Source organism: Streptomyces sp. NPDC050625 (assembly GCF_040654755.1).
In the GTDB taxonomy this organism is placed as follows: Bacteria; Actinomycetota; Actinomycetes; order Streptomycetales; family Streptomycetaceae; genus Streptomyces.
Map to the genome: position 1 here is coordinate 91729 of NZ_JBFAIQ010000019.1, position 24098 is coordinate 115826.

A 24098-nucleotide genomic window follows, 5' to 3' on the forward strand; every position below is an offset into this window, starting at 1 on the left:
CCATCGCGCCAGGAGGCATATGAGATGACTGACGACCGACAGCAGCATGCCGACCCCAGACCGAGAGCGTCCCGGCGTCGCGTGCTGGCCACCGCCGCCCTCGCGCCCGTACTGACCGGGGCGATCGGGGCGATCGGGGCGGTTCCCCCCGCCCGCGCCGCGACCGCCGGGCCGGGGACCGAGCCGGTCCACACCCCGGTCCCGCCGGTGATGACCGAACTCGCCGACTGGGCGGACGTGGGCGCGGCCCTCGGCGCACCGGGCGGCATGAAGCGGTTCATGTACCACACGCCCCTGCTGCGCCGGGACCTCCATGTGGTCTCCCGGGGCATCAGGGTCGCCCCCGCGCTCGCCCTGGGCACCCACGTGTCCTTCGTCCGGTACGCCGACGGCAGCTCGCTCCTCATGGGCGACGCGGTGGTCACCGAGCGTGAACTCCAGCCGTTCAGCGACGCCCTGCACGAGCACGGGATCGGGCAGACCGCGATCCACAAGCACCTGCTGGCCCAGCGGCCCGACATCTGGTGGTGCCACCTCCACGCCCACGGCACCGACCCGGTGGCCGTCGCCCGCGGACTGCGCGCCGCCCTGGACCGCACCGCCACCCCGTTCCCGAAGCCGCATGCCGCCTTCACCGTGCCCCCCGTCGTGCCCCTCGCCCCACCCTTCGACCTGGACACCGCGGCCATCGACGCCGCGCTCGGGGTGAAGGGCACCGCCGACAGCGGCGTCTACCAGAGCACGTTCGTCCGCAGGGAGACCATCACCGACGGCCATCTCCTCCTGCCGCCGGGCCTCGGCTCGACCACCTCGTTCAACTTCCAGCCGCTCGGCCGCGGCCGGGCCGCGATCAGCGGCGACTTCGCCGTGATCGCCGACGAGGTCCAGGACGTCCTCGCCGGGCTCCGGCGCGGCGGCGCCGACCTCGTCGAGCTCCACCACCACAACCTCACCGACCAGCCCCGGCTGTTCTTCGTCCACTACTGGGCCGTCGGCGACGCCGTGACCCTGGCGCGGCGCCTGCGCCCCGTCGTGGACGCCACCAATGTCACGCCGATGAAGGGGACAGGTGCCTGATGAGCACGAGCGACGAGCCGATCACCTGCCCGTTCGACTACAGCGACGCCCTCGACTTCGATCCCGAGCTCGCGGCCATCATGGAACGCGACTCCCTCACCCGCATCCGGCTCCCGTACGGCGACGCCGGCGCCTGGCTGGTCACCGGCTTCCGCTCGGTCCAGCAGGTCTGCTCCGACCAGCGCTTCAGCCGGGCGCAGATCATGGGCCACGACTATCCCCGGATGACACCGGAGCCCATCGTCTCCCCCGAGTCCATCAACGTCATGGACCCGCCGCACAGCAGCCGCGTACGGCGCCTGGCCTCCCAGGCGTTCACCCAGCAGCAGGTCGACGGGATGCGGGAGCGGATCGTCCTGCTCGCGGACTCCCTGCTCGACGAGATGGCACAGCAGGGACCGCCGGCGGACCTGGTGCAGCATCTGTCGAACCCGTTCCCCCAGCACACGATCCTCCATCTGCTCGGGATCCCCCGCGACGAGTGGTCCCGGATGCGCGAGCAGGTCCACCGGCTCCTGGTCACCGGCGCGGACAACAGGGCGGCGGCGGCCAAGGTCAAGACCGATCTGACGGACTACTTCGGTGCCATGGTCGAGCAGCGCCGCCGCACCCCCGGCAACGACATCATCAGCTCGATGGCCGCCGCACGGGAGGGCGAGGACCAGCTCAACGACAGGGAGCTGGCCGTCATGACCCTGACCCTGGTGCTCAGCGGGCAGGACACGGCCACCTGCCAGATCAGCAACATCGCGTATCTGCTGCTGACCCGGCCCGAGCTGGCGGACTATCTGCGGCGGCGCCCGGACAACCTGACGAACGCGATCCACGAGATGCTCCGGTACATCCCGTTCCGCAAGGGGGTCGGCATCCCCCGGGTGGCGATGGAGGACGTCGAGATGGACGGCGTGAAGATCCGGGCGGGCGAGTTCGTCCATGTGTCGTACCTGGCCGCCAACCGGGACCCGGTGCGCTATCCCGAACCCCATGTCATCGACCCCGACCTGCCCGGGCGCAACTCCCCCCACATGACCTTCGGCTGGGGCGGCCACCGGTGCATCGCGGTCCCCCTGGCCATGGCGGAGCTGGAGGTGGCGATCGAACGGCTGCTGGCACGGTTCCCCGAACTGCGGCTGGCGGTGGCGCCGGAGGAGGTGCGCTGGGACACGGAGACGATCCGGCGGTTCCCGATCGAGTTGCCGGTGGCCTGGTGAGCTGAGGGCGGCGGGCTGAGGCGGAGGGGGTTCGGGGCGCGCATCGCCCGGACCCCCTCAGACCGTCCGGACCCCTCAGGCCGTCCGAACCTCCTCAGGCCGCCTGGGACCCCTCAGGCAGCTTGGGCACGAGCGCTCTCGACGACCGTGTCCGCGAAGGCGCGGGCCGGTGGGCCGAGGGCGTCCCAGCGGCGCACCGCCCAGCCGACCGGCAGCGGGCGCAGAGCGGGCAGCGGAATCAGCCGGAGCCGGCCGGCGCCGGGGACGGCGAGCCCCGGCAGGGCGGGGACGACCGCGCGTCCCACACCGAGTTCCGCCAGCAGGAGTGCCGTGTCCCAGTCGGCGACGCTGGTGTCGTAGGCGAAGCGCACCCCCGACTCCGCGCACGCGGCCTCCAGATGGGCGGCGGAAGCGGAGTTCGGCGGAAGCCGGATCGGGCGTACGTCCGTCAGCTCACCGGCGGCCAGGGAGGAGCGTTCCGCCAGCGGATCGTCCGCCCGTACCGCCAGCACCCACGGCAGTTCCACCACCGCCCGCTGCTCGATCCCCCGCACCGGCGCACCGAGCGTTATCCAGGCCAGGTCCAGCGTGCCGTCCGCCAGCGCGTCGAAGCTGCCGCGCCCCGAACTGACCGTCCGGAACTCCAGGTTCACCTTCGGATGGCGGCGGCGGAAGGTGACCACCGCCTCCGACATGAAGTGCCGTACGGTCGTCGCCCCGGTCGCCACACGCACATAACCGCTGTGCCCCTCGACCAGGTCCCGCAACTGCCGTACGGCGAGATCGAGTCCGAAGATCCCCTCGGCGGCCGCGGCTTCGAGTATCCGTCCCGCCTGCGTCGGCACGACCCCGCGCGGCTGCCGCTCCAGCAGGGCCACTCCGGTCTCCCGCTCCAGGCGTTTGACGTGCTGGCTCACGGCCGACTGCGTACACCCGAGATCCCGGGCCACCGCGCTCAGGCTCCCGGCCCGGCACACGGCCACGAACACACGCAGGTCGTCGAGGGTCACGACATCCAAGCTAGCACTTGGAGTTGGTGACAAATCCCAAGGATTGACTGGAATGCGGGGCAAGGACGAAGCTCTTCTGCGGGCCCAGGCGGCAACCCGCTCCTCCCCCGGGAAGAGGAGCGGGTGCCGACCGCACTCGCCGAAGGGACACGGCACATGGACGACCGGACGGTGACGCAAGCACGGGAATGCCTACGGCAGTTGGGCGCCGACACCCTCGCCCACCCGGGCGGCACCCTCCTCGCCCACCTCGACCGGGTACGGGAGCGACTGGCCGTCTGGGGCGCCCGCCCCGCCCTCCGGCTGGCCGGCCTGTGCCATGCGGCCTACGGCACCGACGGCTTTCCCTCCGCACTGCTCCCGCTCGACCGCCGCCCCGAGCTCAGGACGGTGATCGGCACCGAGGCCGAGGCGATCGTGTACTTCTACGCGAGCTGCGACCGCAGGGCCACCTATCCGACCCTCACGGACCACAACTCCCCCTTCCGTGACCGCTTCACGCACGGCACCCTGCGCCCCGCCCCCGGACTGTTGCGGGACTTCGCAGAACTCACCGCCGCCAACGAACTCGACCTCGCCCGCCACGACCCCGCCTTCCGCGCGAAGCACGGCCTGGATCTGCTCGCCCTCTTCACCCGCTGGCGCGCCCTGCTGAGCGAGCCGGCCCGGCAGGACTGCCTCGAAGTGCTGGCCGACGCTTAGCCCTTGACTTCACAAGACCCCCGCGCGACATTCCGGTCCCCCAAGCCCGCCTCGGAGGGACCTGCCATGGCCGCCACACGCACCGGCTCACCCACCCGGAGACAAGTGCTCGGCACCGCCGCGGGCGCCGGACTCGCCCTCGCGGTGACCGGGCCCCAGCAGGGTGCCAGTGCGGCCGACCTGCCCCTCCTGGGCACGTACGACGTCGTCGTCATCGGGGCCGGGGCGGCCGGGATGACGGCCGCGCTCACCGCCGCGAAACAGGGGCTGAGCTGCGTCGTCGTGGAGAAGGCGGCCACCTTCGGAGGCTCCGCCGCCCGCTCCGGCGCCGGGATCTGGATCCCCAACAACCCCGTCCTCCTGGCGGCCGGAGTACCGGACACCCCGGCCAAGGCGGCCGCCTATCTCGCCGCCGTGGTGGGGTCGGACGTGCCCGCCTCGCGGCAGCAGGCGTTTCTCGCCCACGGGCCCGCCATGATCTCGTTCGTCATGGCCAACAGCCCGCTGCGGTTCCGGTGGATGGAGGGCTACAGCGACTACTACCCCGAGCTGCCGGGCGGCCTGCCGGGCGGGCGCTCCATCGAGCCCGACCAGCTCGACGGGAACGTCCTGGGCGCCGAACTCGCCCGTCTCAACCCGCCGTATCTGCAGGTGCCCGCCGGCATGGTGGTCTTCAGCGCCGACTACAAGTGGCTCGCCCTGGCCGCGGTGAGCGTGAAGGGGGCCGCCGTCGCCGCCGAGTGCCTGGCGCGCGGCACCAAGGCGGCCCTGCTCGGGCAGAAGCCGCTCACCATGGGGCAGTCGCTCGCCGCCGGACTGCGCAAGGGACTGCTGGACGCCCAGGTGCCGCTCTGGCTCGACACCCCGCTCACCGACCTGTACACGGAGAGCGGGGCGGTGACGGGGGCCGTCGTCACCCGGGACGGGTCCCCGGGGCTCGTCCGGGCGCGGCGCGGGGTCGTGGTCGGCTCCGGCGGGTTCGAGCACAACGCGGCCATGCGGGCGCAGTACCAGCGGCAGCCCATCGGCACGGAGTGGACCGTCGGGGCCAGGGAGAACACGGGGGACGGGATCCGGGCGGGGGAGCGGGCCGGCGCCGCGCTCGGTCTGATGGACGACGCCTGGTGGGGACCGGCGATCCCGCTCCCTGGCCAGCCGTACTTCTGCCTGGCCGAACGCACCCTGCCCGGCGGCCTGGTGGTCAATGCGGCGGGCCGCCGCTTCGTGAACGAGGCCGCCCCGTACAGCGACGTCGTCCACACCATGTACGACCGCGACCCCACCGACCCCGACATCCCGGCCTGGCTGATCGTCGATCAGAACTACCGCAACCGGTATCTGTTCCGGGACGTCGCCCCGGCCTTCGTCCTGCCCGACGACTGGTACGGCTCGGGCGCCGTCCACAAGGCCTGGAGCTGGGACGCCCTCGCCTCGGCCATCGGCATCCCGGCCGGCGCCCTGAGGGCGACCGTCGACCGGTTCAACTCCCAGGCGCTGAACGGCAAGGACACCGACTTCCAGCGGGGCGACAGCGCCTACGACCACTACTACACGGACCCGGTCGTCCTGCCCAACTCCTGCCTGGCGCCCCTGTGGCTGCCGCCGTACTACGCCTTCCGGATCGTGCCGGGCGACCTCGGCACCAAGGGCGGGCTGGTGACGGACGCACGGGCGCGGGTGCTGCGGGCCGACGGCTCGGTGATCCCGGGGCTGTACGCCGCCGGGAACGCCAGTTCCGCCGTGATGGGGCACAGCTACGCGGGCGCCGGGTCGACGATCGGCCCGGCCATGACGTTCGGGTACGTCGCGGCGCTGGACCTCGCCGGGCGGCTCTAGGCGCTAGAGGGGCTTGCGCGCGATCAGGAACGCCTGCGGGGTCGACTCGCCGAGGTCCTCGTCCGCTTCGCGCACCGTGCGGGACAGCAGCGCGAAGCCGGCCCCGGCGAGCAGTTCCGCCATCCGCTCCGGGCGGCGCCGCTGGAATTCCAGCGCGACCGGGTGGCCCCACGGGTTGTCGTGGCGGCGTGGCGCGTCGCCGGCCTGGAAGCCAAGCAAGAGGTGGCCGCCCGGGGCGAGCACCCGGTGGAACTCGGTGAACAGGGCGGGCAGCAGCTCCACGGGGGTGTGGATGGAGGAGTACCAGCTCATGACCCCCGCCAGACCGCCGTCCGGCAGGTCCAGGTCCAGCATCGAGCCCTGGACGAAACGCAAGGCCGGGTTCTCGCGGCGCGCGATCGCGAGCATCGACTCCGACAGGTCGAGTCCGAAGACCGGCACGCCGAGGGCGGCGAGGCGGGCGGTGGTCCGTCCGGGACCGCAGCCGAGGTCGGCCACCGTGCCGCCGGTGCCGACCAGTTCGGCGTACGCGCCGAGCACGGCCCGGTCCAGCGGCCTGGCGGCGAGGTCGTCCCGGAAGCGGTCGGCGTAGTCGTCGGCGATCGCGTCGTAGAAGGTGCGGGTGGCGGTGAGGAAGTCGGCGTCGGTCATGGACGGGGACCGTAGCGGACGGCACTGACAGCCCGTCGTCCTCAGGCCACCGCCCATCCGGCGAAGCCGCCGCCCTCGGTCAGCGCACCCGTGGCCAGCAGGGCGACGAGCAGGACGACGGCCCCCGCCGAGGCCAGCTCCCGCACCCGCCCGTGCAGCACCGGGCCCACCAGGCGGAAGGCGACTGACAGCCCGTCGTCCTCAGGTCACCCCGGCCGCGCGCAGCAGTGCCGTCGTGCCTGCCGCGCCGAGCACCACCACCGCGAACGGTGCCCGCCTCCATGCCAGTACCCCGCCCATCAGGACGCCGGCCGGTCGTGCCCATCCCGCGAAGCCGCCGTCCTCGTTCAGCGCGCCGGTCGCCAGCAGGGCGACGAGCAGGACGACGGCCCCCGCCGAGGCCAGCTCCCGCACCCGCGCCGGGATCTCCACCCGCCCGTGCAGCACCGGGCCCACCAGCCGGAGGGCGTAGGTGCCCACCGCCAGCGCCAGGACCGCGGCCACCGTCGCGTTCATACGGCGGTCCGCTGACCGCGGCCGTGCAGGAGCAGCCCTGCGAGTGCGAGCAGCACCGGTACCCCGGCGGGCACGGCGGGCGTCACCGCCAGGGCCACCGCCGCGCCGAGCAGCGCACAGCGTCGTACGGCCGCGTCCGCGCGCAGGGCGGGCAGCACCAGGGCCACGAGTACGGCGGGGAAGGCGGCGTCCAGGCCGTACCGGGCGGTGTCGCCCAGGGCGCTCCCGGCGAGCGCCCCGATCAGCACCCCGGTGTTCCACGCGGCGAACAGGCCGAGTCCGGAGATCCAGAACGCCCTGCGGCGCCGTACCGGATCCGGCTGGGCGAGGGCGAAGGCGACCGTCTCGTCGGTGACCAGGTGCGCGCCCAGCAGCCGGGTGGCCCGGCCCCGGCCGATGATCCCGGCGACCGCGAGGCTGAAGGCGGCCGTGCGGGTGTTGAGCAGCAGACCGGTGGCCGCCGCGGCCAGCGGGCCGCCCCCGGCGAGCAGCACGCCGACCGTACTGAACTGGGCCGAGCCCGCGTACACCACCAGCGACATCACCACCGGCACCCACACCGGGAGCCCGCCCGCGACGGAGACGGCACCGAACGACACGCCGACGATGCCGCCGGCCAGCCAGACGAGTGAACTGTCCCGGACCAGCGAGCCGGACTCGGGTGTGCGGAGAAGCGAGCGTGTTCGGAGAAGCGAACGCATGTTTTCTACAATGAACAACGCACGCCCTGTCCGTCAAGGCGAACGATCGTACCGATGGAGCGAACGACATGTCCCAGCCTCCCGCCCGGCTCCCGATGGAGTGGATCGCCGCGTCCCTCAAGCGCGAGCGCACCCGCACCGGGCTGTCCCTGTCCGAGCTGGCCAAGCGCGCCGGGATCGCGAAGTCCACGCTGTCCCAGCTGGAGGCGGCGAGCGGGAATCCGAGCATGGAGACCATCTGGGCACTGGCGGTGGCCCTCGGGGTGCCCTTCAGCGCACTCGTCGAGCCGCCCGCGCCCGCCGTCCAGGTGATCCGGGCCGGCGCCGGACCCACGGTGCATTCCGAGCAGTCCAGCTATCTGGCCACGCTGCTGTCCGCGAGCCCGCCGGGCGCGCGCAGGGATATCTATTACGTCTGGCTGGAACCCGGGACCGTACGGGATTCCGAGCCGCACATTCCCGGGACCACGGAGCACATCGTGGTCGGTGCGGGAACGGTGAAGGCCGGACCGCGCGGCGAGGCGGTCGAACTGGGACCGGGGGACTACATGTCGTACCGCGGGGACGTGCCGCACGCTTACGAGGCACTCACGGCCGGAACGAAGTTCGTACTGATCATGCAGCACATGTGAACCGGAAATGAACTCAAAAGGCAGGAGCCCCGTCGCCTTGCGGCGCGGGGCTCCTTGGGTACTGCTCTCAGGTTCTGCGGTCAGGCAGAGATCAGACGGGGGTGACGTTCTCCGCCTGCGGACCCTTCGGGCCCTGCGTCACGTCAAAGCTCACCTGCTGGTTCTCCTCGAGGGAGCGGAAGCCGGTGGCGTTGATCGCGGAGTAGTGAACGAAGACGTCGGGGCCGCCGCCCTCCTGGGCGATGAAGCCAAAGCCCTTTTCGGCGTTGAACCACTTAACGGTTCCGGTAGCCATAAGCCCTCCTTGGGCTCACAAAGGGTTTGCCCTGCTCCAGAACCTGCAAGTGTGAAACAACGCCGCACAACTGCATATGTCTGAAAACGACGAGAGCCCGCGGTCACATGCTCCGCAGGCTCTGTACTGCAAGGGAAACCAAACTGCAACTTGCGGCGAGCCTAGCATGCAGGCAGCCGAAAGCAATAGAGGTCAAGATCACGTCACCCGGATGTTTGAAGATCCGGTGAGCCGGGTTGACCGTGGGGTCGGAGACAGCACCGTACCTCATGGGGTCTAGTCTCGCGATGTGGACAATTCTCGCACCCGGCCGCGCGTCGGTCACATCCAGTTCCTGAACTGCCTGCCCCTGTACTGGGGGCTCGCGAGAACCGGCACCCTCCTCGACTTCGAGCTGACCAAGGACACGCCGGAAAAGCTCAGCGAGCAGCTGGTGCGGGGGGACCTCGACATCGGGCCGATCACCCTCGTCGAGTTCCTGCGCAACGCCGACGACCTGGTCGCCTTCCCCGACATCGCGGTCGGCTGCGACGGCCCGGTGATGTCCTGCGTGATCGTCTCGCAGGTCCCCCTGGAGCGGCTGGACGGCGCCCGGGTCGCCCTCGGCTCCACCTCCCGCACCTCCGTCCGCCTCGCCCAGCTGCTGCTCGCCGAGCGCTACGGCGTACGGCCCGACTACTACACCTGCCCGCCCGACCTCAGCCTGATGATGCAGGAGGCGGACGCGGCGGTGCTCATCGGCGACGCGGCGCTGCGGGCCAACCTCCTCGACGGGCCGCGCTACGGCCTCGCCGTGCACGACCTGGGCGCGCTGTGGAAGGAGTGGACGGGCCTGCCGTTCGTCTTCGCGGTGTGGGCCGCCCGCCGTGACTACCTGGAGCGCGAGCCGCTGATCACCCGTCAGGTGCACGAGGCGTTCCTGTCCTCCCGCAACCTCTCCCTGGAGGAGGTCGGCAAGGTCGCCGAGCAGGCGGCCCGCTGGGAGGCCTTCGACGAGCGGGTCCTGGAGCAGTACTTCACCACCCTCGACTTCCGCTTCGGCGGGCCCCAGCTGGCGGCGGTCGCGGAGTTCGCCCGCCGGGTGGGCCCGACCACGGGCTTCCCGGCGGATGTGAAGGTGGATCTGCTCCAGCCCTAATCACTACGCTGCAGGGCAGCCAGGCGCAGATCCTGTCGTACGACGACAGCACCCAGGGGGAGGGGGACGCCATGCAGCCGCTCGGAGTCGACGAACCGACCGTCGTCGGACCCTACCGGCTCCTCGGCCGGCTCGGTGCCGGCGGAATGGGGCGCGTGTACCTGGGGCGGAGCACGGGCGGCCGCACGGTCGCCGTGAAGATCGTGCATCCGCACTTCGCGCTCGACGAGGAGTTCCGCGCCCGCTTCCGGCGCGAGGTCGAGGCCGCGCGCCGGGTCGGCGGCGCCTGGACCGCGCCGGTCCTGGACGCGGACCCGGAGGCCGCCGTGCCCTGGGTCGCCACCGGCTACGCGGCCGGCCCGTCCCTCGCGGCCGCCGTGACCGACGGCGGACCGCTGCCCGCGCACTCCGTACGGGTGCTGGGCGCGGGCCTCGCCGAGGCACTGGCGGCGGTGCACGAACTGGGCCTGGTGCACCGGGACGTGAAGCCGTCCAACGTCCTGCTGACCCTGGACGGACCGCTGCTCATCGACTTCGGCATCGCCCGGGCCACGGACGGCACGGCGTCGCTGACCTCGTCCGGCGTGTCGATCGGCTCGCCCGGCTACATGTCGCCCGAACAGATCCTGGGCAAGGGGGTCACCGGCGCGGCGGACGTCTTCTCCCTCGGCGCGGTCCTGGCCTACGCGGCGACCGGGAATCCGCCCTTCCCCGGGGACTCCTCGGCCGCCCTGCTCTACAAGGTCGTCCACGAGCCGCCCGAACTCGGCTCGCTCGGCGGTGAGCTGCGGGAGGTGGCCGAGGCCTGCCTGACGAAGGACCCGGGCGCGCGGCCGACCCCCGGGGAGATCGGCCGACGCCTCGCTCCCGACGGGGCCGCGCGGCTCGTCGCGGGCGGGTGGCTGCCGGGGGCGCTGGTCGAGCAGGTCAGCCGGAGCGCCGTACGGCTGCTCAATCTGGAGACCGCGGAGGCGGTGCCGTCCGGGCCGGTGGGCTTCAGCAGTCCGTCGGTGGGCGGGAACGCGGGCGCAGTGCCCCCGGCCGCGGCGGGGGAGTTCGGACCGGCGCCGGACATGTCGGCGCCGGCGTCCCCGGCCGTCGCGCCGGGGCCGCCGACTTTCGTGCCGGGGGAGCAGAACGCCGTACCGGGTGCCCCGACCGTCGTACCGGAGCCGCGGGACGCGGTGCCTGCCGAGCAGCCGCCGGGCAAGGTCTCCGTCTCCGTGGCGGCCGCCTCCACTCAGGGCGAGGGAGGCCGTGGGCGCCGGGTGAGCTGCACGGTGGCGCTCGCGGTCGCCGGGGCACTGGCCGCGGTGACCGTGGGGCTGGGCTTCGTGATCCGCCCGATGCTCGGCGGCGACAAGGATTCCGACGCCGGCAGCGACCAGCAGTACTCCCAGGCACCGAGCACCGCATCCAGCACCGCACCCAGCGCCTCCTCCAGCGACGCCGCGAGCACGCCGACCGCCGTCCCCGCCCGCTACCTCGGCACCTGGGAGGGCCAGGGCACCGCCCTCGACGGCAATCTCCCCATCGGCACCTTCCGGCTCACGGTCCACCGGGCGGGCGTCGGCGAGGAGTTGGGCCGTATGACACAGACCGACCAGCTCGGCGGGGTCTGCACCGACGTGCTCACCCTGAAGAAGGTGACGAAGACGCAGCTCGTCGCGACATCGGTGGGGGCCAAGGGCAACCACGACGGCTGCAACCCGGCTCCCCACTCGGTCGAGTTGACGCCGGTCGGCGACGATCTCAAGTACACGTCGGACAGTTCGGCGGAGGGGAATCCGGTGGCCCGGATGTCGAAGGTCGAGTAGCCGAAGGTCAAGCAGCGGGCGCCGTCCGGTCCCTTTGCCGTCGCGCGTACGCGACGAGCACGGGGACGAGCAGCGCGGCCGCGGCGACCGTGACGCCGAGGCCCACCGCCCAGACGTACGGGTACTGCTCGCGCATGCCCTGAACCAGCCAGTGCCTCCTGGGCTCGGGCCGGCGGAAGGATCGCGGCTGCCGCCGCCCACGGCAGCAGGGCCCCCGTCGTGGCGGCGAAGCCGTATCCGCCGCCGGGCCAGGCGGGGGCGACCTCGCTTTAGAGCCCGGGGCCCAGGACAGCGCGACCACAGCCGGACTGAGGATCGCGACGACGGCGAGGCCCACGAGCAGTCCGCGCACCACCTTGTCGCGATCGAACCGGCGCCGCCGAGGCCCGCCGACGGGTGCCGTGACCCTGCGGCCGGGGGTGTGCCCGTAGCGAAGGGAAGCCCCCGCCGCCCTCCGCCGCGCCGGCCTCGCCGCGCCCCCGGCTCACCCGGGAACCACCACCGTCCGCAGCTCGCCGTCGCCCAGGTGCAGCATGCCCTTGCCCGGTACCACCTGGCCGCCGACCATGCTCCGGGACAGCCGTACGCCGATCAGGTCCCCGCTCGACGACTCCTGCGGGGAGAGCAGGATGCCGCGGCGGGCCTTCTTGGCGTCGACCTGCCAGCCGGAGAAGCCGCTGCACACGTCCTCCTCGTCACCGGCGATGACGAGGGCGAGGCCGCGTTCGGCGCCGCGCGAGACGATCCGCTTCATATGGGACTCGGCGTCCAGGTCCTCAAGGATCTCGCCGTCGTCGACGAGGACGGCGATCGGCTCCTCCAGCGACGCCGAGTCGATGACCTCCTCGAAGTCGTCCTCGTCGATGTCGTCGCCGGTGAACACCTTCAGCACGCCTTCCGTGCCGTCGAGCCCGCGCAACGGCGACTGACGCGGGGCCGCGACGACCAGCCGTATGCCCTGCGAGAGATAGGACTGGGCGAAGTTCATCAGAACCGTCGAGCGGCCGGACTTCGCCGGGCCCGCGACGACGAACGTCGGCACGCCGTCGGCCAGGTCCGGCCCGAAGCCGACGATCTCGTCGCCGCCGATGCCGGCCAGCGCCCACAGCCGGGAGCGGGAGGCCTCCGGGTCGCGCATCTCCCAGGCGTCGGCGAACGAGATCCGGCTGGGCAGGCTGTCCACCCGGAAGGGACGCCGGGAGCGCGGCACGGAGACGTCCCGGGCCGTGGCGGCCTCACCGATCGCGCCGATCGCCGCGGCCTGGCCCTGACCCGTGGTGTCCTCGGCGAGCAGCGCGAACTGGGTTTCCGTACCGGACTCGTTGCGGAAGGCACGCCCCGGCGGGATCTCCTCCGGCACCTTGCGGGCCGGGATGCCGAGCGTGGAGAAGTCACTGCGGCCGGCGAGGCGCAGGCCGTACTTGTCCTCGGTGAGCGTGGCGACACGGCCGACGAGCAGCGTGCGGTCGCCGGTCAGCACCAGATGGATGCCGACGCTCGCGCCCTCCCGCATCATCGTCGTCAACTCGTCGGTCAGCGAGCCGTGGTCGATCTCGCCGAGAGTGGGCACCCAGCCCTCCCAGCGGTCGAGGAGCACGACGATGTGCGGCAGCCGCTCGTCCTCGGCGGCCGCGGCCCGCTGCTCGCCGATGTCGGCGTAGCCCTTCTCCGCCAACAGGTCCTGACGGCGGCCGAGTTCGCCCTTGAGCCGGTTGACCAGGCGGATCACCCGCTCGGTCTGGTTACGGCCCACGACCGCGCCGCAGTGCGGCAGCCGGGTCAGCGCGTTCAGGGCGCCGTTGCCGCAGTCGATGCCGTAGAGGTGGACGTCGGCGCAGGAGTGGGTGCGGGCGAGGGAGCCGGCGATGGTCCGCAGCACCTGGGAGCGGCCGCTGCGCGGCGCACCGCCGATCATCAGATGCCCGAAGGTCGCGAAGTCGACCACGACCGGGCGGCGCGCCTGGTCGGCCGGCAGGTCCTCCACACCGTACGGCGCGGGCGGCAGCCTGCCCGGGGCGAGGGACGCGACCGGGACCTCGACCTCGTCGAGCAGCAGCGTCTCGGCGAGGGCGGGCAGCCACGGGCTGTGCTGGGCCGGGATGCCGAGGCTCCCGTTGGCGTCGCGGACGGCATCGACGAGCAACTTCAGATCGGTGATCTCCTCGTCCTCCCGCGCCTGAGCCTTCGGCTTGACCAGCGCGGCCCGGCCCAGGTCCGCCCAGGCCAGCTCGCCCACCCACGGTGCGAGGGCGGTGGGGTCGGCGGCACCGGGCCTGCGGCCACCGACCCGCCCCGACTGGAAGGGCACCAGGGACGCATGACCGAGGCGCACATACGCCCGACCGGGCGTGTTCTTGGAGATGTGCCCGGCCTCCGGCGAGTCGATGACGTCGCTCGACTCACCGCCGTCGGTCACACGCAGGGCGATACGGAGGTTGGTGTTGGCGCGGATCTCGGGGGAGACGACACCACTGGGCCGCTGGGTGGCGAGCAGCAGATGGATGCCCAGCGAACGACCCCGCTGGGCGATGTTGACCAGACCGGTCACGAAGTCGGGCAGATCGCGCACCATGGACGCGAACTCGTCGATGACGATGAGCAGTCGGGGCACGGGCGCATGCGAGGGATCCCTGCGCACGAGATCCTGATAGTCCTCGATGTCCTTGGCGTCGGCGGCGGCCAGGATGTGCTCGCGCCGCTTCAGCTCGGCACCCAGCGACTCCAGGGCGCGTTCGACGAGGTGCGCGTCGAGGTCCGTGACCATGCCGACGGTGTGCGGCAGCTTCACACAGTCCTTGAACGCCGAGCCGCCCTTGTAGTCGACGAGCACGAAGGTCATGTTCTCCGGCGTGTTGGCCACGGCCAGCGACGCCACGATGGTCTGCAGCAGCTCCGACTTACCGGAACCCGTCGTACCGGCGATCAGACCGTGCGGCCCGTCCTTGCGCATGTCGATGCCGAACGGACCGTCGTACGACTCACCGATCACCGCGAGCGTGGACTGCCCGCCCGTCCGCCACCGCGCGACGATCGCATCGCTGGTCGGCGGCTCCAACTGGAGCACGTCCAGCAGCCGGCTGGCACCCGGCAGGGCCGAGTCCTCGGTCTCCCCGCTGATGTCACGCAGGGCGGACAGCGACCGGGCGAGCCGCAGCGCCCATGCCGCGGAGACGAAGTCGGGCCGCACGTCCTTGATGCGCTCCGCACCGGCTTCCTCGACGCGCAGCCGCAACTCCCGTGTCTGCTCGCTCCGTTCGCCCTCCGGAGCACTGGTGTCGTGCCAGGCCTGGTGGAAAGACGGAAAACCCCCGGCGACCTGCTGCTGTGCCGCGGGCCGGGAGGCGTCGCTCTGAGCGCTGTCGTACTCCTGGGACTTGGGCTCGGCGACGACGAACGCCTGGCACTCACCCGGCAGGAACCGCTCCTCGGCGTCGAGGCAGATGGCGTACATCGCGACGGCCGGCCCCTCGCGCAGCAGCCGTACGGCACCCGGCAGCGAGCGCAGCCGCCGCGACCCGTCCCATACGACGACGATGTCCGGATCGCTGAAGCCGGCACCCTGACCCCGGTTCTGCTCGGCGGCCTTCTTCCGCGCGTCGAGGATCTGCGTGAGCTCGCCGATACGGGCGCCGACGGTCTCGGCGTCGGTACCGATGAGGACGTTGACGTCCTGACCGCCGGCCGGGCGGGCGTGCGGCAGCCAGCGCACCCAGTCCCAGCTGCTCTGTGCGCTGTTCTCGCTCAGCACATAGAACTGGACGTCCATGGGACTGTGCAGCGCGGCGGTCTGGGCGACGGCCCACCGCCCGAGGGCCCGGGCGGAGTCTCCGGGCCCCGCCATGCCGATGACACCGAGGGAGCGCAGGGAGAGGGAGACGGGCGCGTCCTCGATGTTCCAGGTCACCTGACGCCGGTGGTCGTCCTGCTCCGGGTCGTCGAGCACGACCTCGGAGGGCAGCCGCCCGGTCCCGACCCGCAGCACCAGGTGATCGCGATCGGTACGCCGCCGCTCCCAGAGCCGAGTACGAGGCCCGGTACCGAGCGAAAGAACGGCAGCCGGATCGGGAACGGCATTGCGCCGGTCCAACCGCTCGGTGGTCAGGGCGTCCTGAGCGTCCTTCTCGATCCGCTCCTTCTGCTCCTTGTACTCCTTGAGCTGCTTGGCATGGGACTTGCGCCCGTGTTTCTTGTCCATGAAGTAGTTGGCGAACAGCATGATGGGACTGAGCCCCGCCATGATCAGGTAGTACCACCGGTGAAAGATGAGCACGGACACCACGGACCCCACCAGGGGCGTGAGCGCCATCAGCCAGGGCAGCGGCCGTGCCTCGTACTCCCGTGGCGGGCTGGGCAGCCGGAACTTGGTCTGCCGGTCCGGCGGGCGAAGCCGGGGCGGCCGGTTGTAGTCGAGCCCGACCCCGTCGTCGGACCACTTGAGGGCGGCGTCGGGCGGGCTGTAACGGGCCAGCTCCAGCAGGGTGTTGCCGAGGGCGATCTGTCCGCCGAGGGGCCAGCTGACCTTGCCGCTTTCGCCAACCGTCTCCCCGTCGAGGGTGACCCCCACCCCCTTATCGTCCTGATGCACGACGACCTGACAGGTGCCATCGGCTGCAACTGACAACGTGAGGGCGCGGGAGGCGAGTTCGGGGTCCTCGATCCGGACGTACGACGCGGGCCCGCTGCCGATGTCGTACCGGCCGACCCCGAGCCGGTGCACGAACCCCGCCACGGGCCCGCCGACGACGCGCAGTTCGACCAGACCGGCGGGCTCACCGGGCAGGCACCCGGCGGGATCCTGAAGGCTGACCACAGCCCCTTCCCGCAACGGCGACCCGACCACGGTCGCGCCCGGATCGACGGCGTACCCGTCGACATACACGAGCGGCGCCCCGCCCGCAGGTGCCGGCCCGTGCTGCCCGATGGGAATGACCTGCGCCCCGCTCTGCCCCACCTGCTGGGCCAGTTCCTGGGCGATGTCCCCGACGGTGGACTCGGGATCGGCATCGAGTACGACGTCGGCGGAGCCCCCGCCGAACGGGTCGACGACGGTCAGAGTCAGGCGCACGCTGATCCTCCCAGGCCCGTGTGACCGCTTTCGTCACGCAGGTCACAGAGAGTAGTTGACGATGTTCGTTCCCTTCGACCACGAGGCAACGGGAGGCAGCCGGGCTTCCCGATGGCAACGGTGAGTGCAACGGCCATAAGCTGCGCGCACACGGAGCCACGAGGGATGGCTCTGCCGTGGTTCGAAGAGGGAGCGGCTTCATGGCCAAGGACCTTGATGTCACATACCAGGACATGCGCGATGCGGCCAAGCATGTCGTGAAGGAGAAGGAAAAGCTCCACGAGAAGCTCGACGGCCTACGCAAGTACATCGCCAACCTGGTCGAGTCCGGCTACGTCACCAAGAGCTCGTCGAAGGCGTTCGACGAGAACTTCGACGAGTTCGTGCGGGGAACCAAGGAGACGATCGCCGGCCTTGACGGCATGGGGGACTACCTCATCAACGCGGCCGACAAGTTCGAGCAGATCGATGAGGAGCTGGCCAAGGCGGCCAGGAGCAAGTGATGGACGGCTGACAGCCGTCGGTGCAGGCGCGGGGAGAAGCTACCGCTCGCCGCGCCTGCACCGTGTCGCCCTGTCGCAGGGCACACCGATGCGGCGGGAGTTTGCAATGGCGTTCACCCTCACGGGTGACGATGAGCGTGATGACCCACTCGACGCGCTCAGAACCGTCAGGCGTCGCCGACCTCACGCAAGTCCACGTATCCCGCTTTGAAATCCGGCGAGTTCATCTCGACGTCCATGTGCCCGGCGTCGATGGTCACGACCTTCCACAGCCGGCCCGCGATCTCGACGGTGCTGCCGCCGCGTACGTCGTCATAGAAGGCAAGCTGACCCTGCCCCGGGGCCGTCACGCTGATCGAGACCCGGGGAGGACCACTTTGGATGTCGGACAGGACGGCTCCCATGGCAGGCCCGTTGTCGGGCACGTGCCAGCGCAGCCGCCAGTGACCGTCCTGCGTCGTCGGCCACTTGGCCATGTGCGCCCCCTCGTTCGTGCCGCTGTGGTCCGGCGTGGTGAGGACCACCCGGTAGGTGCAGATCTGGGCGACCGTGAAGGAATGCCCCTCCAGGGTGACCTTTCGCCCCGCCGCCACGGTCTGCTTGGTCGTGCCCAGGGACAGCACCGCGGTGCGGTGCTTCCCGTCGGCGCCTGCCTCCGCGTAGGTCACCTTGCCGCCGCCCGGCAGGGCGGCGGCGCCGCCCCGTAGGACGTGCACGCCCTTGGCGTCCTTGCCGCCGTCGCACTCCGGGCCCTTGTCGGCGGCCGGTACGGGCTGTGGTGACGAGGAGGAAGCCGAGAAGGTAGAGGGGGGATGCGTGGTGTCCGCTGTCTTGGCACCGCCGTCCGTACCGCAGGCGGCGAGCATCAGCGTGAGGCAGACAGCACCGCCGATTTTCGCGATTCTCATTTCTTCACCTGCAGTTCCTGTGGGGTGTTGAAGTACTTTTCGTACTGTTCGGCCGTCGCCTCGACGTCCGGAGCGCCGCCACCCCACGGGTTGCCGAGGATGATCTTGCCGTCAGGGGTGAATCCCTTGACGTAGAAGACGTGCCGGCTGACGAAGCTGCTCTTCCATTCGTTCGGTACGTCCTTGGGGTCGACGGACCCGGTCGCCACGATCACCGGGTGATGCGACTCGAAGGACTTCTTGATGGAGTCCAGGTTGTTGTCGAGCGACTTGGAGTCGTGGCCGGTCACATAGGGCGGGGCCATGTTGGTGAAATCCCACTCGACGGCACCGTAGTCGCCGGACTCGGCGCGGTCGTAGAGCTTGTCCCCCATATGGTTGTCAGGGGATCCGCCCTTGTCGCCGCCGTACATCAGGGCGAACGCCTTCTCGTAGTACGCGGGCCAGGTCTCCCCGTTCCCATGGGCCGACACCAGGTTTCCGTTCTGGTCCATCGGAAGGTCGGGGGTGACGGTGACCCAGTGCTGATTGCCGTCCTTGTCCCAGATACGGACGTCCACCGTGCCGTTCGGGTTCTGCTTGATCCCTTCGGCGATGAACTTCGGGTCCGCCTGCGCTGTCGCGGTGAGGGACGCGATGTACCAGCAGTCCCCGAACTGACCCTGCGAGATGCTCGACGCGTCGACCTTTCCCGGGGTGACGAACAACGGGTCGGCCGGCATGCCGTAGTGCATGCCCTGCACACCCTGGTTCAGCTGGGAGTTGTATCCCTGGAGCCACGCGTCCGTTGTGTCGAATCCCGGCTGTATTCCCGGGAACGCCGCCTCCAGCTTGGCCCAGTGTGACGGCCCTGTCTTCTTCAGCAGTTCGCTCAGGTGGTCGCGGAACTGGCCGACGGGAATGCCGTCGTGCGACTCCCACCACCACATGCCGCTGTCGTCCGTCTTCTTCGCCAGGTCGCCGTAGCGGCGGAGGTCCTCGGCCGGAACCTTGGCCAGGAAGGCGTCGAATTCGGCGGGGGTCAGGGCGTTGAGCTTGTCCTTGACCGCGTCGAGATCGTCGCGGTTGCCGTCGTCGCCGAAGTCCTTGCCGTCCAGTGCGGCGAGTGCCGACAGTGCGTCGGTGATCTTCTTCTCGTCGGGGGCGTTCTCGTCGGCGAAGGCGAGCGCCGCGTCGATGGCGTACCCCTTGGCGAGCAGGTCGTTGCACTTCTCCAGTTGGTTGCAGCGGCGCGTGATCGAGTCGGACATGTCGTGCAGTTCACCGCGAAGCGACCCCGGCAGGGTGCCGGCCCCGAAAGGCCAGAAGGAGAAGGGGTTGGCGAGCAGGGGTTCGAGGGCCGGGCTCGTGGTGGCGGGCTTGCCGCCGAGCAGGCTTTGGGCCTGGGTCAGCACCGCGGAAATGTCGCTGTGCAGCTTGCCCGCGTTGTCGCCCAGTGACGTCAGGTTGCTCCCAAGGCTGCGGATCTTCGGGATGTCGAAGCCGGCGAATGGCATCAGCTCACCCGCCCGGCTTGTCGCTCTTGGCCTTGGCGGCCTCTTCGTCGAGGTTGCGCGCCTCGGTCTCCCAACGCCGCGCGTCCGCCATCAGATCACCGGCCATCGAGTGCAGTGAGCCCTTGCGGGCGCGGAGCGTCGCGGTGGATGCCTCTGCGAACGGACCCTTCCATATCCCCTGTGTCGCCTGGGTCGCCGCGTTGTCGAGATACGGCCCCAGCGACCCGGCAAGGGACCTCGCCTTGCGGGCACACTCGCGCAGGTCATCGGCACGTTTTCGCAACTGCGCGGGCGTCTCGCCCCGTTCGTCCGGTCTTCCCATGTCAACCCCGTAGTCGATCGGCCGCCAGGCACTGAGTGCAGATGCTAACAAATGAACGCACCGATCAAGTCGCCATGAAGATGCGGCAGTTACCACACCTCCGTGAAGGAGCGACCCCGACCGCCAGGGACCGTCGGCCCTACGCCCCTGCGCCCCTCCGCTTGCGATCCATCTCCGCTTGGTCCTTCTGGGCCTTGGTGACCAGACGCTGCTCCTCCGGGGGATAGGAGTCGAACAGCTTGCCGAGGGCTCCCATGCGGCCCTGGAAGTCATTGCCCCATTTGTCGGCGGCGGTGCCGACCCAGGTCTCGCAGCCGATGAGGTTGTTGACGGCCGTGATGGCTGAGCGGATGTTTGAGACGGACGCCTCGATCTTGTTCATGTCCTGGCGGCAGAGAGAGCCGAGCTTGTCTTCGTCAGGTATGCCCATGGGTGGTCCCCGTTACTTGGTGCCGATTTCAAGGAAATACTTATCTTTTCCGCCGAGAACGAGCTTTCCGTCTCGGTATGTCATGGGCCAGGGCAGGTCACAAGGCACCTTCTCGGCGTCCACCGGGTGCTTCAAGTTACAGACGTCCGGATAGGCCGAAGTCTGCCGCGAGTACAAGGAACGGGCCACCATGTCCGCTCGCCCGGCGTGGAGGTGGAGGACGTACTCCGCCTTGTGGTCGTAGGCGTTGATGTAGATGCCGTCGGCGTCATCCCCGGTCAGAGCGTTGACCGTCAGGTCGCCGGGTTGCGCCTTGACGCCGGCGATGGACCGGGGCAGGGCAACGGGGGCGGCGGATCCATCGGGGCTGATGGCCATGACGTCCGCGAGGTGCGCGAACTTCGATGTGCGGGCCGGCGGACCGCTGGTGACGTAGACCGTACCCTTGCGATCGACAGCGGCGGCCGGGTAGGAGACCAGTTCTCGAGTCTTCCGATCGGCCGCGGGGACCTCGTACACACGAGTGAGACGCCCGTTCGCAAGCGACCAGACCACATCGCCGTCGAGCACGATCAGAGATCCGTCGGGACGGACCCCGACGGGCGTGACGGCCTGGTCGCCGAACCTGAAGTCGGCAGCGGTGGCCGACTTCGGGACCTGAGCCGTGGCGGAGCGTGTCTTGCCAGAGACGCCTGCCAGGACGCTGACCTGCTGGTCCCGGCCGAATTTCTGGACGGTGTGATCCTTGCCGAAGACCAGTGAGCCGTCCGGCAACGCGACCAGACCGGAGGTGCCGTTGGTCAGGTTGGGCCGCAACGACTGCACCGTGCGGTCGCTCTTGATGCGCTGGATACCGTCGAGCATCGCGTAGACAGTGCCGTCTGCAGCAGTGGTCAGACCCTTGACATCACCGCCCAGCAGGAGGTTGAGCGCATCGGAGTGCCTGCCGTCCAACAGAACCGCCACCTGCCCCTTTCCGGGTGCCTGCCAACCGCCGCCACCGCCGTCGCAGGCGGCACTGGCGAAGAGCATGCCAACGGCTGTCAAAGGGAGAAGAACACGACGGGCGCGGGCGAAACCGTACGCAGCCGTCACCGAGACCTTGGACGCCAGCATTTGCGACACCTCCCTGTTCCTATTCGGAGCCACGCTTGAAGCCATCCCACATATCGGCAAGGGTCTTTTCGGGCATATCCTGTCCCGCACCTTTCACCTGGTGCGCCCACCACCAGTTGAAGTCTGCGAGATCGTCGGTGTTTTTGCGGAACCTGATGTGGCCATCAGCCCACTCGGGGTGACCCGTCGGCGGCTTGATCTTGCCCGCACGGATGAGGCCCTGGGCAAGGGGTACGCTCATGGCGGCCGCGTCGTCGAACGCGAAGCCCTTGGAATCGGCCTCGACATTGGCGGCATTGTTCGTCGAGAACTTGGTGTCGGCTTTCGGGATGCCGGCCCAGATCGCCGCCTGGATCCAGGGCCTGATGTCCGTGTTCGGCCCGACCTTCATTTCTGGGGCCGGGAGCGCGGCAATGCCGCTGGAGATGATGTTGAACCAGAGGAGTTCCTTCGTGTGCTCCGCGTCCGTCAGGGCGGCGGCGTCCAGCCTGACCTGCTTGCCGGCCGCGAATACCTCGCCGCGCAACTCACCCAGGTCTCTCAGGTTTCTGGCGGCATCGGGGTCGTCCAGACCCTGCTGCGCCCGCAGGCGGATCTGGGCGTTGATCGCCTGAATGACGTTTCCGGCTTCGTCGCTGTTCTGCATGACTCCGCTGAGGAAGTCCTGGGCATACTGACGACCCACCACGATCTGACCGTCCTTCGCGTAGGCACCCTGCTTACTGGTGACGCCCGTCGAGTCCGCGAAGTCAGTCACGTATGTCTGAAAGACAGTCGACAGTGCCTGCGTGATGCCCTTGTTGACCGGGTACTGCGACTTGCCGTAGCCGTCCTTGTTCTTTTCCTTGGCGTACTCGGCAGCACCCGCGTTGATCAGGTTGGCGGCCGCCTCCGCCGACTCCTTGGCGTGGTTTTTCCGGTCCAGGGTCGCCAAACGGATCACAGCAGCGGGGAACTTGGCGTCGTCGAAGGAGGATGGGCCGGGGGTGGCCCACTTGTCGCTGACGAGGGCCGCGGCGTGGTTGGCGCCGTCGTTCCCGGTCAGCACCAGGCGGGACGCGTCCGCGTTCTGGCTGAGACGTTGCATGAGGGCGAGGGACGGGTCGTTGGCGTCGATAGCGGCAATCTTCGCGTCGACGCCCTTGTTGCCCTTGAGGTAGTCGACGCTGAGGCCGAGCGACTTGTACCAGTAGGTGTCGTCCTTGCCCTCAACATAGCCGCCGACGGTGTACAGGCCGTCGCCCTTGACGTAGTCGGGCCGCATCGGACTCTTCTGCCGCCAGTCGAGCATCGCGCCGCCGACCGCCGACAGGACATGAGGGTCCCACTTGTCCCCGTCCGGGCCGTACTTGAAGAGCATGCCGACGGACCACATGTCGCCGCCGTCCGGCTTGGTCAGCTTGTCCAGGTAGTTCGGCGGGAGGGTGATCTTGCCGTCCTTGGCGAGGCTGGTCGCGGCCTGCACGCCCTGGCCGAATTCCGCGACGATCGCCTCGGACTCCTTCGACAGCACCACGCCGTCGTGCGTGCCGTCCTGCCCGTGCAGGACGCGCGCGACGCGTGCGGCCTGGCCCATGCCGTCGCCCGCCATGAACGCCTGGAGGTACGCCGGGTCGTCCTGGTGATCGGCCAGCGACTGGGCGATCTCGGCGATCGTCTGCCGAGACGACGGATCCTTCGGGTTGTCCAGCGCCTGCTTGAGGTTCGCCGCCTCCTGCTGCGCCTCGTACGCGGTGTTGATCTTCGAGACGTCCCAGGGAATGTTGATGAAATCCTTGTGGGGGTCGTTCGGGTCGACGAACCGCGGGTTGTGCAGCAGGTTCAGCGCCTCGTCGGCGCGCTTGGCCATGTCCCGCGCGTCGTCCTGGACCTGTGTCACCTGTCGCAACAGCAATGACTGGTTGAGCGTCCCGCCCCACTCGTCGAACAGCTTCTGGATGTTCGGTGTCTCACGCGCCAGCGTGTCCGCCAGGTCCTTGAGCTTGTTGGCCAGCAGACGCACCCGGTGCGGGTCGACCCCCGCGAACTCTGACATCCCGTTACTCCCCGTTCAAGACTGCCTAGTGGTTCAGCGAGGGGACTTCGTGGCACACCCGCCACACGACGGGCGAGTTGAACTCCGGGACCTCAACCGCATGCAGGAGCACGCCCTTCCTCCAGGTCGGCCCCTCACCAAGAACCAGCCCGGGGCGATCCGTCCCACGGTCGGACGGATCGCCCCGGGCCTGGGTGACAAGCTCCGTGAGGCTTGATCGGCTCAGTGGCCGGCGGTGGCCCTGCGGATGTTGTCGTGGTGGGTCTGCGAGGCCTGGTGGGCCTCGTGCAGCAGGTCCACGATCTTCTGGAGGTGCGGCTTCATTGCCGTCCACTCGTGGCGGAACTTGTCGGCCAGCGGGCCCGTCCAGTAACCGTGGCTCTCGTCAGCGGCCGAGTTCAGACCGCTGAACACCGACTCCAGGTTGATCTTCTGGCTCTTGAAGTGGTTGACCAGCTTGTTCAGCGCATCGAGATCGGCACCACTGATTGCCATGGAGACCGCTCCTCCCCGTATCAACAGCAAAGTTACGGACACGCCGTCCGCAAGTGGCACCGTACTCTACGCCACTCTCAGAACAACCGTGTCCTGGGTTTCTTTGCAACTACACGCCATCTACGGCCCGTTGGTTCCCAGT

General features: G+C 69.9%; 22 protein-coding genes and 1 pseudogene. 8 read left to right on the forward strand and 15 right to left on the reverse strand.

The genetic code is table 11. The features are described 5' to 3' along the window. The first annotated feature begins 24 nt into the window (after window positions 1-24). Both AB0I54_RS32410 and AB0I54_RS32415 read left to right on the forward strand, forming a co-directional pair. Window positions 25-1077 (forward strand): DUF1259 domain-containing protein, encoded by a 1053-nt coding sequence (locus tag AB0I54_RS32410; RefSeq protein ID WP_363299778.1) that lies wholly within the window; start codon window positions 25-27, stop codon window positions 1075-1077. Further along, on the forward strand, window positions 1077-2288 hold the full coding sequence (locus AB0I54_RS32415) for a cytochrome P450 (protein WP_363299779.1): 1212 nt from the start codon (window positions 1077-1079) through the stop codon (window positions 2286-2288). Before AB0I54_RS32410 ends, AB0I54_RS32415 begins: the two co-directional genes overlap by 1 nt. Before the next feature lie 113 nt (window positions 2289-2401). Here AB0I54_RS32415 and AB0I54_RS32420 read toward each other — a convergent pair whose 3' ends face one another. Next, window positions 2402-3298, reverse strand: a complete 897-nt coding sequence (locus tag AB0I54_RS32420; RefSeq protein ID WP_363299780.1) for a LysR family transcriptional regulator — start codon at window positions 3296-3298, stop codon at window positions 2402-2404. A gap of 156 nt (window positions 3299-3454) precedes the next feature. Here AB0I54_RS32420 and AB0I54_RS32425 point away from each other — a divergent pair, with 156 nt between their 5' ends. Both AB0I54_RS32425 and kstD read left to right on the forward strand, forming a co-directional pair. Then, window positions 3455-4000 (forward strand): DUF6817 domain-containing protein, encoded by a 546-nt coding sequence (locus AB0I54_RS32425; protein WP_363299872.1) that lies wholly within the window; start codon window positions 3455-3457, stop codon window positions 3998-4000. Between the two features lie 66 nt (window positions 4001-4066). Further along, window positions 4067-5836: a 3-oxosteroid 1-dehydrogenase gene (gene kstD / locus AB0I54_RS32430; RefSeq protein ID WP_363299781.1), complete on the forward strand. Its 1770-nt coding sequence runs from the start codon at window positions 4067-4069 to the stop codon at window positions 5834-5836. A 3-nt stretch (window positions 5837-5839) separates the two neighbouring features. On the opposite strand, the gene AB0I54_RS32435 is transcribed toward kstD, so the two are convergent. From AB0I54_RS32435 to AB0I54_RS32450, 4 genes and pseudogenes are all read right to left on the reverse strand, one after another. Beyond that, window positions 5840-6487, reverse strand: coding sequence for a class I SAM-dependent methyltransferase (locus AB0I54_RS32435; RefSeq protein ID WP_363299782.1), 648 nt, complete (start codon window positions 6485-6487; stop codon window positions 5840-5842). A 50-nt stretch (window positions 6488-6537) separates the two neighbouring features. Further along, window positions 6538-6678, reverse strand: a pseudogene (locus tag AB0I54_RS32440) (AzlD domain-containing protein); the annotation flags it as partial. 10 nt (window positions 6679-6688) lie between these two features. After that, the gene (locus AB0I54_RS32445) at window positions 6689-7003 is read right to left on the reverse strand and encodes an AzlD domain-containing protein (protein ID WP_363299783.1); all 315 of its coding nucleotides are present in this window, start codon (window positions 7001-7003) and stop codon (window positions 6689-6691) included. Further along, on the reverse strand, window positions 7000-7704 hold the full coding sequence (locus tag AB0I54_RS32450) for an AzlC family ABC transporter permease (RefSeq protein WP_363299784.1): 705 nt from the start codon (window positions 7702-7704) through the stop codon (window positions 7000-7002). Before AB0I54_RS32450 ends, AB0I54_RS32445 begins: the two co-directional genes overlap by 4 nt. A 68-nt stretch (window positions 7705-7772) precedes the next feature. Between AB0I54_RS32450 and AB0I54_RS32455 the strand changes: the two genes are divergently transcribed. Continuing rightward, window positions 7773-8336 carry an XRE family transcriptional regulator gene (locus tag AB0I54_RS32455; protein WP_363299785.1) on the forward strand — a complete coding sequence of 188 codons (564 nt, stop codon included), beginning with the start codon at window positions 7773-7775 and terminating at the stop codon, window positions 8334-8336. A 91-nt stretch (window positions 8337-8427) separates the two neighbouring features. Here the strand turns inward: AB0I54_RS32455 and AB0I54_RS32460 are convergent, their stop codons facing one another. Then, a complete protein-coding gene (locus tag AB0I54_RS32460) occupies window positions 8428-8631 on the reverse strand; it encodes a cold-shock protein (RefSeq protein WP_004984723.1) in 204 nt (67 codons plus the stop codon). 289 nt (window positions 8632-8920) lie between these two features. Here AB0I54_RS32460 and AB0I54_RS32465 point away from each other — a divergent pair, with 289 nt between their 5' ends. Together AB0I54_RS32465 and AB0I54_RS32470 are read left to right on the forward strand one after the other, a co-directional pair. Then, the gene (locus AB0I54_RS32465; protein ID WP_363299786.1) at window positions 8921-9769 is read left to right on the forward strand and encodes a menaquinone biosynthesis protein; all 849 of its coding nucleotides are present in this window, start codon (window positions 8921-8923) and stop codon (window positions 9767-9769) included. Window positions 9770-9840: 71 nt separating this feature from the next. Further along, a complete protein-coding gene (locus AB0I54_RS32470; protein ID WP_363299787.1) occupies window positions 9841-11586 on the forward strand; it encodes a serine/threonine-protein kinase in 1746 nt (581 codons plus the stop codon). Window positions 11587-11593: 7 nt separating this feature from the next. Here the strand turns inward: AB0I54_RS32470 and AB0I54_RS32475 are convergent, their stop codons facing one another. Continuing rightward, window positions 11594-11722 (reverse strand): hypothetical protein, encoded by a 129-nt coding sequence (locus tag AB0I54_RS32475; protein WP_363299788.1) that lies wholly within the window; start codon window positions 11720-11722, stop codon window positions 11594-11596. A 348-nt stretch (window positions 11723-12070) separates the two neighbouring features. After that, window positions 12071-16651: an FtsK/SpoIIIE domain-containing protein gene (locus AB0I54_RS32480; RefSeq protein ID WP_363299789.1), complete on the reverse strand. Its 4581-nt coding sequence runs from the start codon at window positions 16649-16651 to the stop codon at window positions 12071-12073. A 200-nt stretch (window positions 16652-16851) separates the two neighbouring features. On the opposite strand from AB0I54_RS32480, the gene AB0I54_RS32485 reads away from it, so the two are divergent. Continuing rightward, window positions 16852-17154 carry a WXG100 family type VII secretion target gene (locus AB0I54_RS32485; protein ID WP_363299790.1) on the forward strand — a complete coding sequence of 101 codons (303 nt, stop codon included), beginning with the start codon at window positions 16852-16854 and terminating at the stop codon, window positions 17152-17154. A 167-nt stretch (window positions 17155-17321) separates the two neighbouring features. Here AB0I54_RS32485 and AB0I54_RS32490 read toward each other — a convergent pair whose 3' ends face one another. The 7 genes from AB0I54_RS32490 to AB0I54_RS32520 all read right to left on the reverse strand — a co-directional run bounded on the left by AB0I54_RS32490 (window position 17322) and on the right by AB0I54_RS32520 (window position 23956). After that, a complete protein-coding gene (locus tag AB0I54_RS32490) occupies window positions 17322-18062 on the reverse strand; it encodes a hypothetical protein (RefSeq protein WP_363299791.1) in 741 nt (246 codons plus the stop codon). Continuing rightward, window positions 18059-19558, reverse strand: a complete 1500-nt coding sequence (locus AB0I54_RS32495; RefSeq protein ID WP_363299792.1) for a C2 family cysteine protease — start codon at window positions 19556-19558, stop codon at window positions 18059-18061. The genes AB0I54_RS32490 and AB0I54_RS32495 overlap by 4 nt, the downstream gene beginning before the upstream one ends. A 4-nt stretch (window positions 19559-19562) precedes the next feature. After that, window positions 19563-19880, reverse strand: coding sequence for a hypothetical protein (locus tag AB0I54_RS32500; protein WP_363299793.1), 318 nt, complete (start codon window positions 19878-19880; stop codon window positions 19563-19565). Between the two features lie 139 nt (window positions 19881-20019). Then, on the reverse strand, window positions 20020-20310 hold the full coding sequence (locus AB0I54_RS32505) for a hypothetical protein (protein ID WP_363299794.1): 291 nt from the start codon (window positions 20308-20310) through the stop codon (window positions 20020-20022). 12 nt (window positions 20311-20322) lie between these two features. Beyond that, window positions 20323-21426, reverse strand: a complete 1104-nt coding sequence (locus tag AB0I54_RS32510; RefSeq protein WP_363299795.1) for a hypothetical protein — start codon at window positions 21424-21426, stop codon at window positions 20323-20325. A 19-nt stretch (window positions 21427-21445) separates the two neighbouring features. After that, window positions 21446-23461 carry a hypothetical protein gene (locus tag AB0I54_RS32515; protein WP_363299796.1) on the reverse strand — a complete coding sequence of 672 codons (2016 nt, stop codon included), beginning with the start codon at window positions 23459-23461 and terminating at the stop codon, window positions 21446-21448. 222 nt (window positions 23462-23683) lie between these two features. Next, window positions 23684-23956 (reverse strand): WXG100 family type VII secretion target, encoded by a 273-nt coding sequence (locus AB0I54_RS32520; protein WP_363299797.1) that lies wholly within the window; start codon window positions 23954-23956, stop codon window positions 23684-23686. Between the last annotated feature and the right edge of the window lie 142 nt (window positions 23957-24098).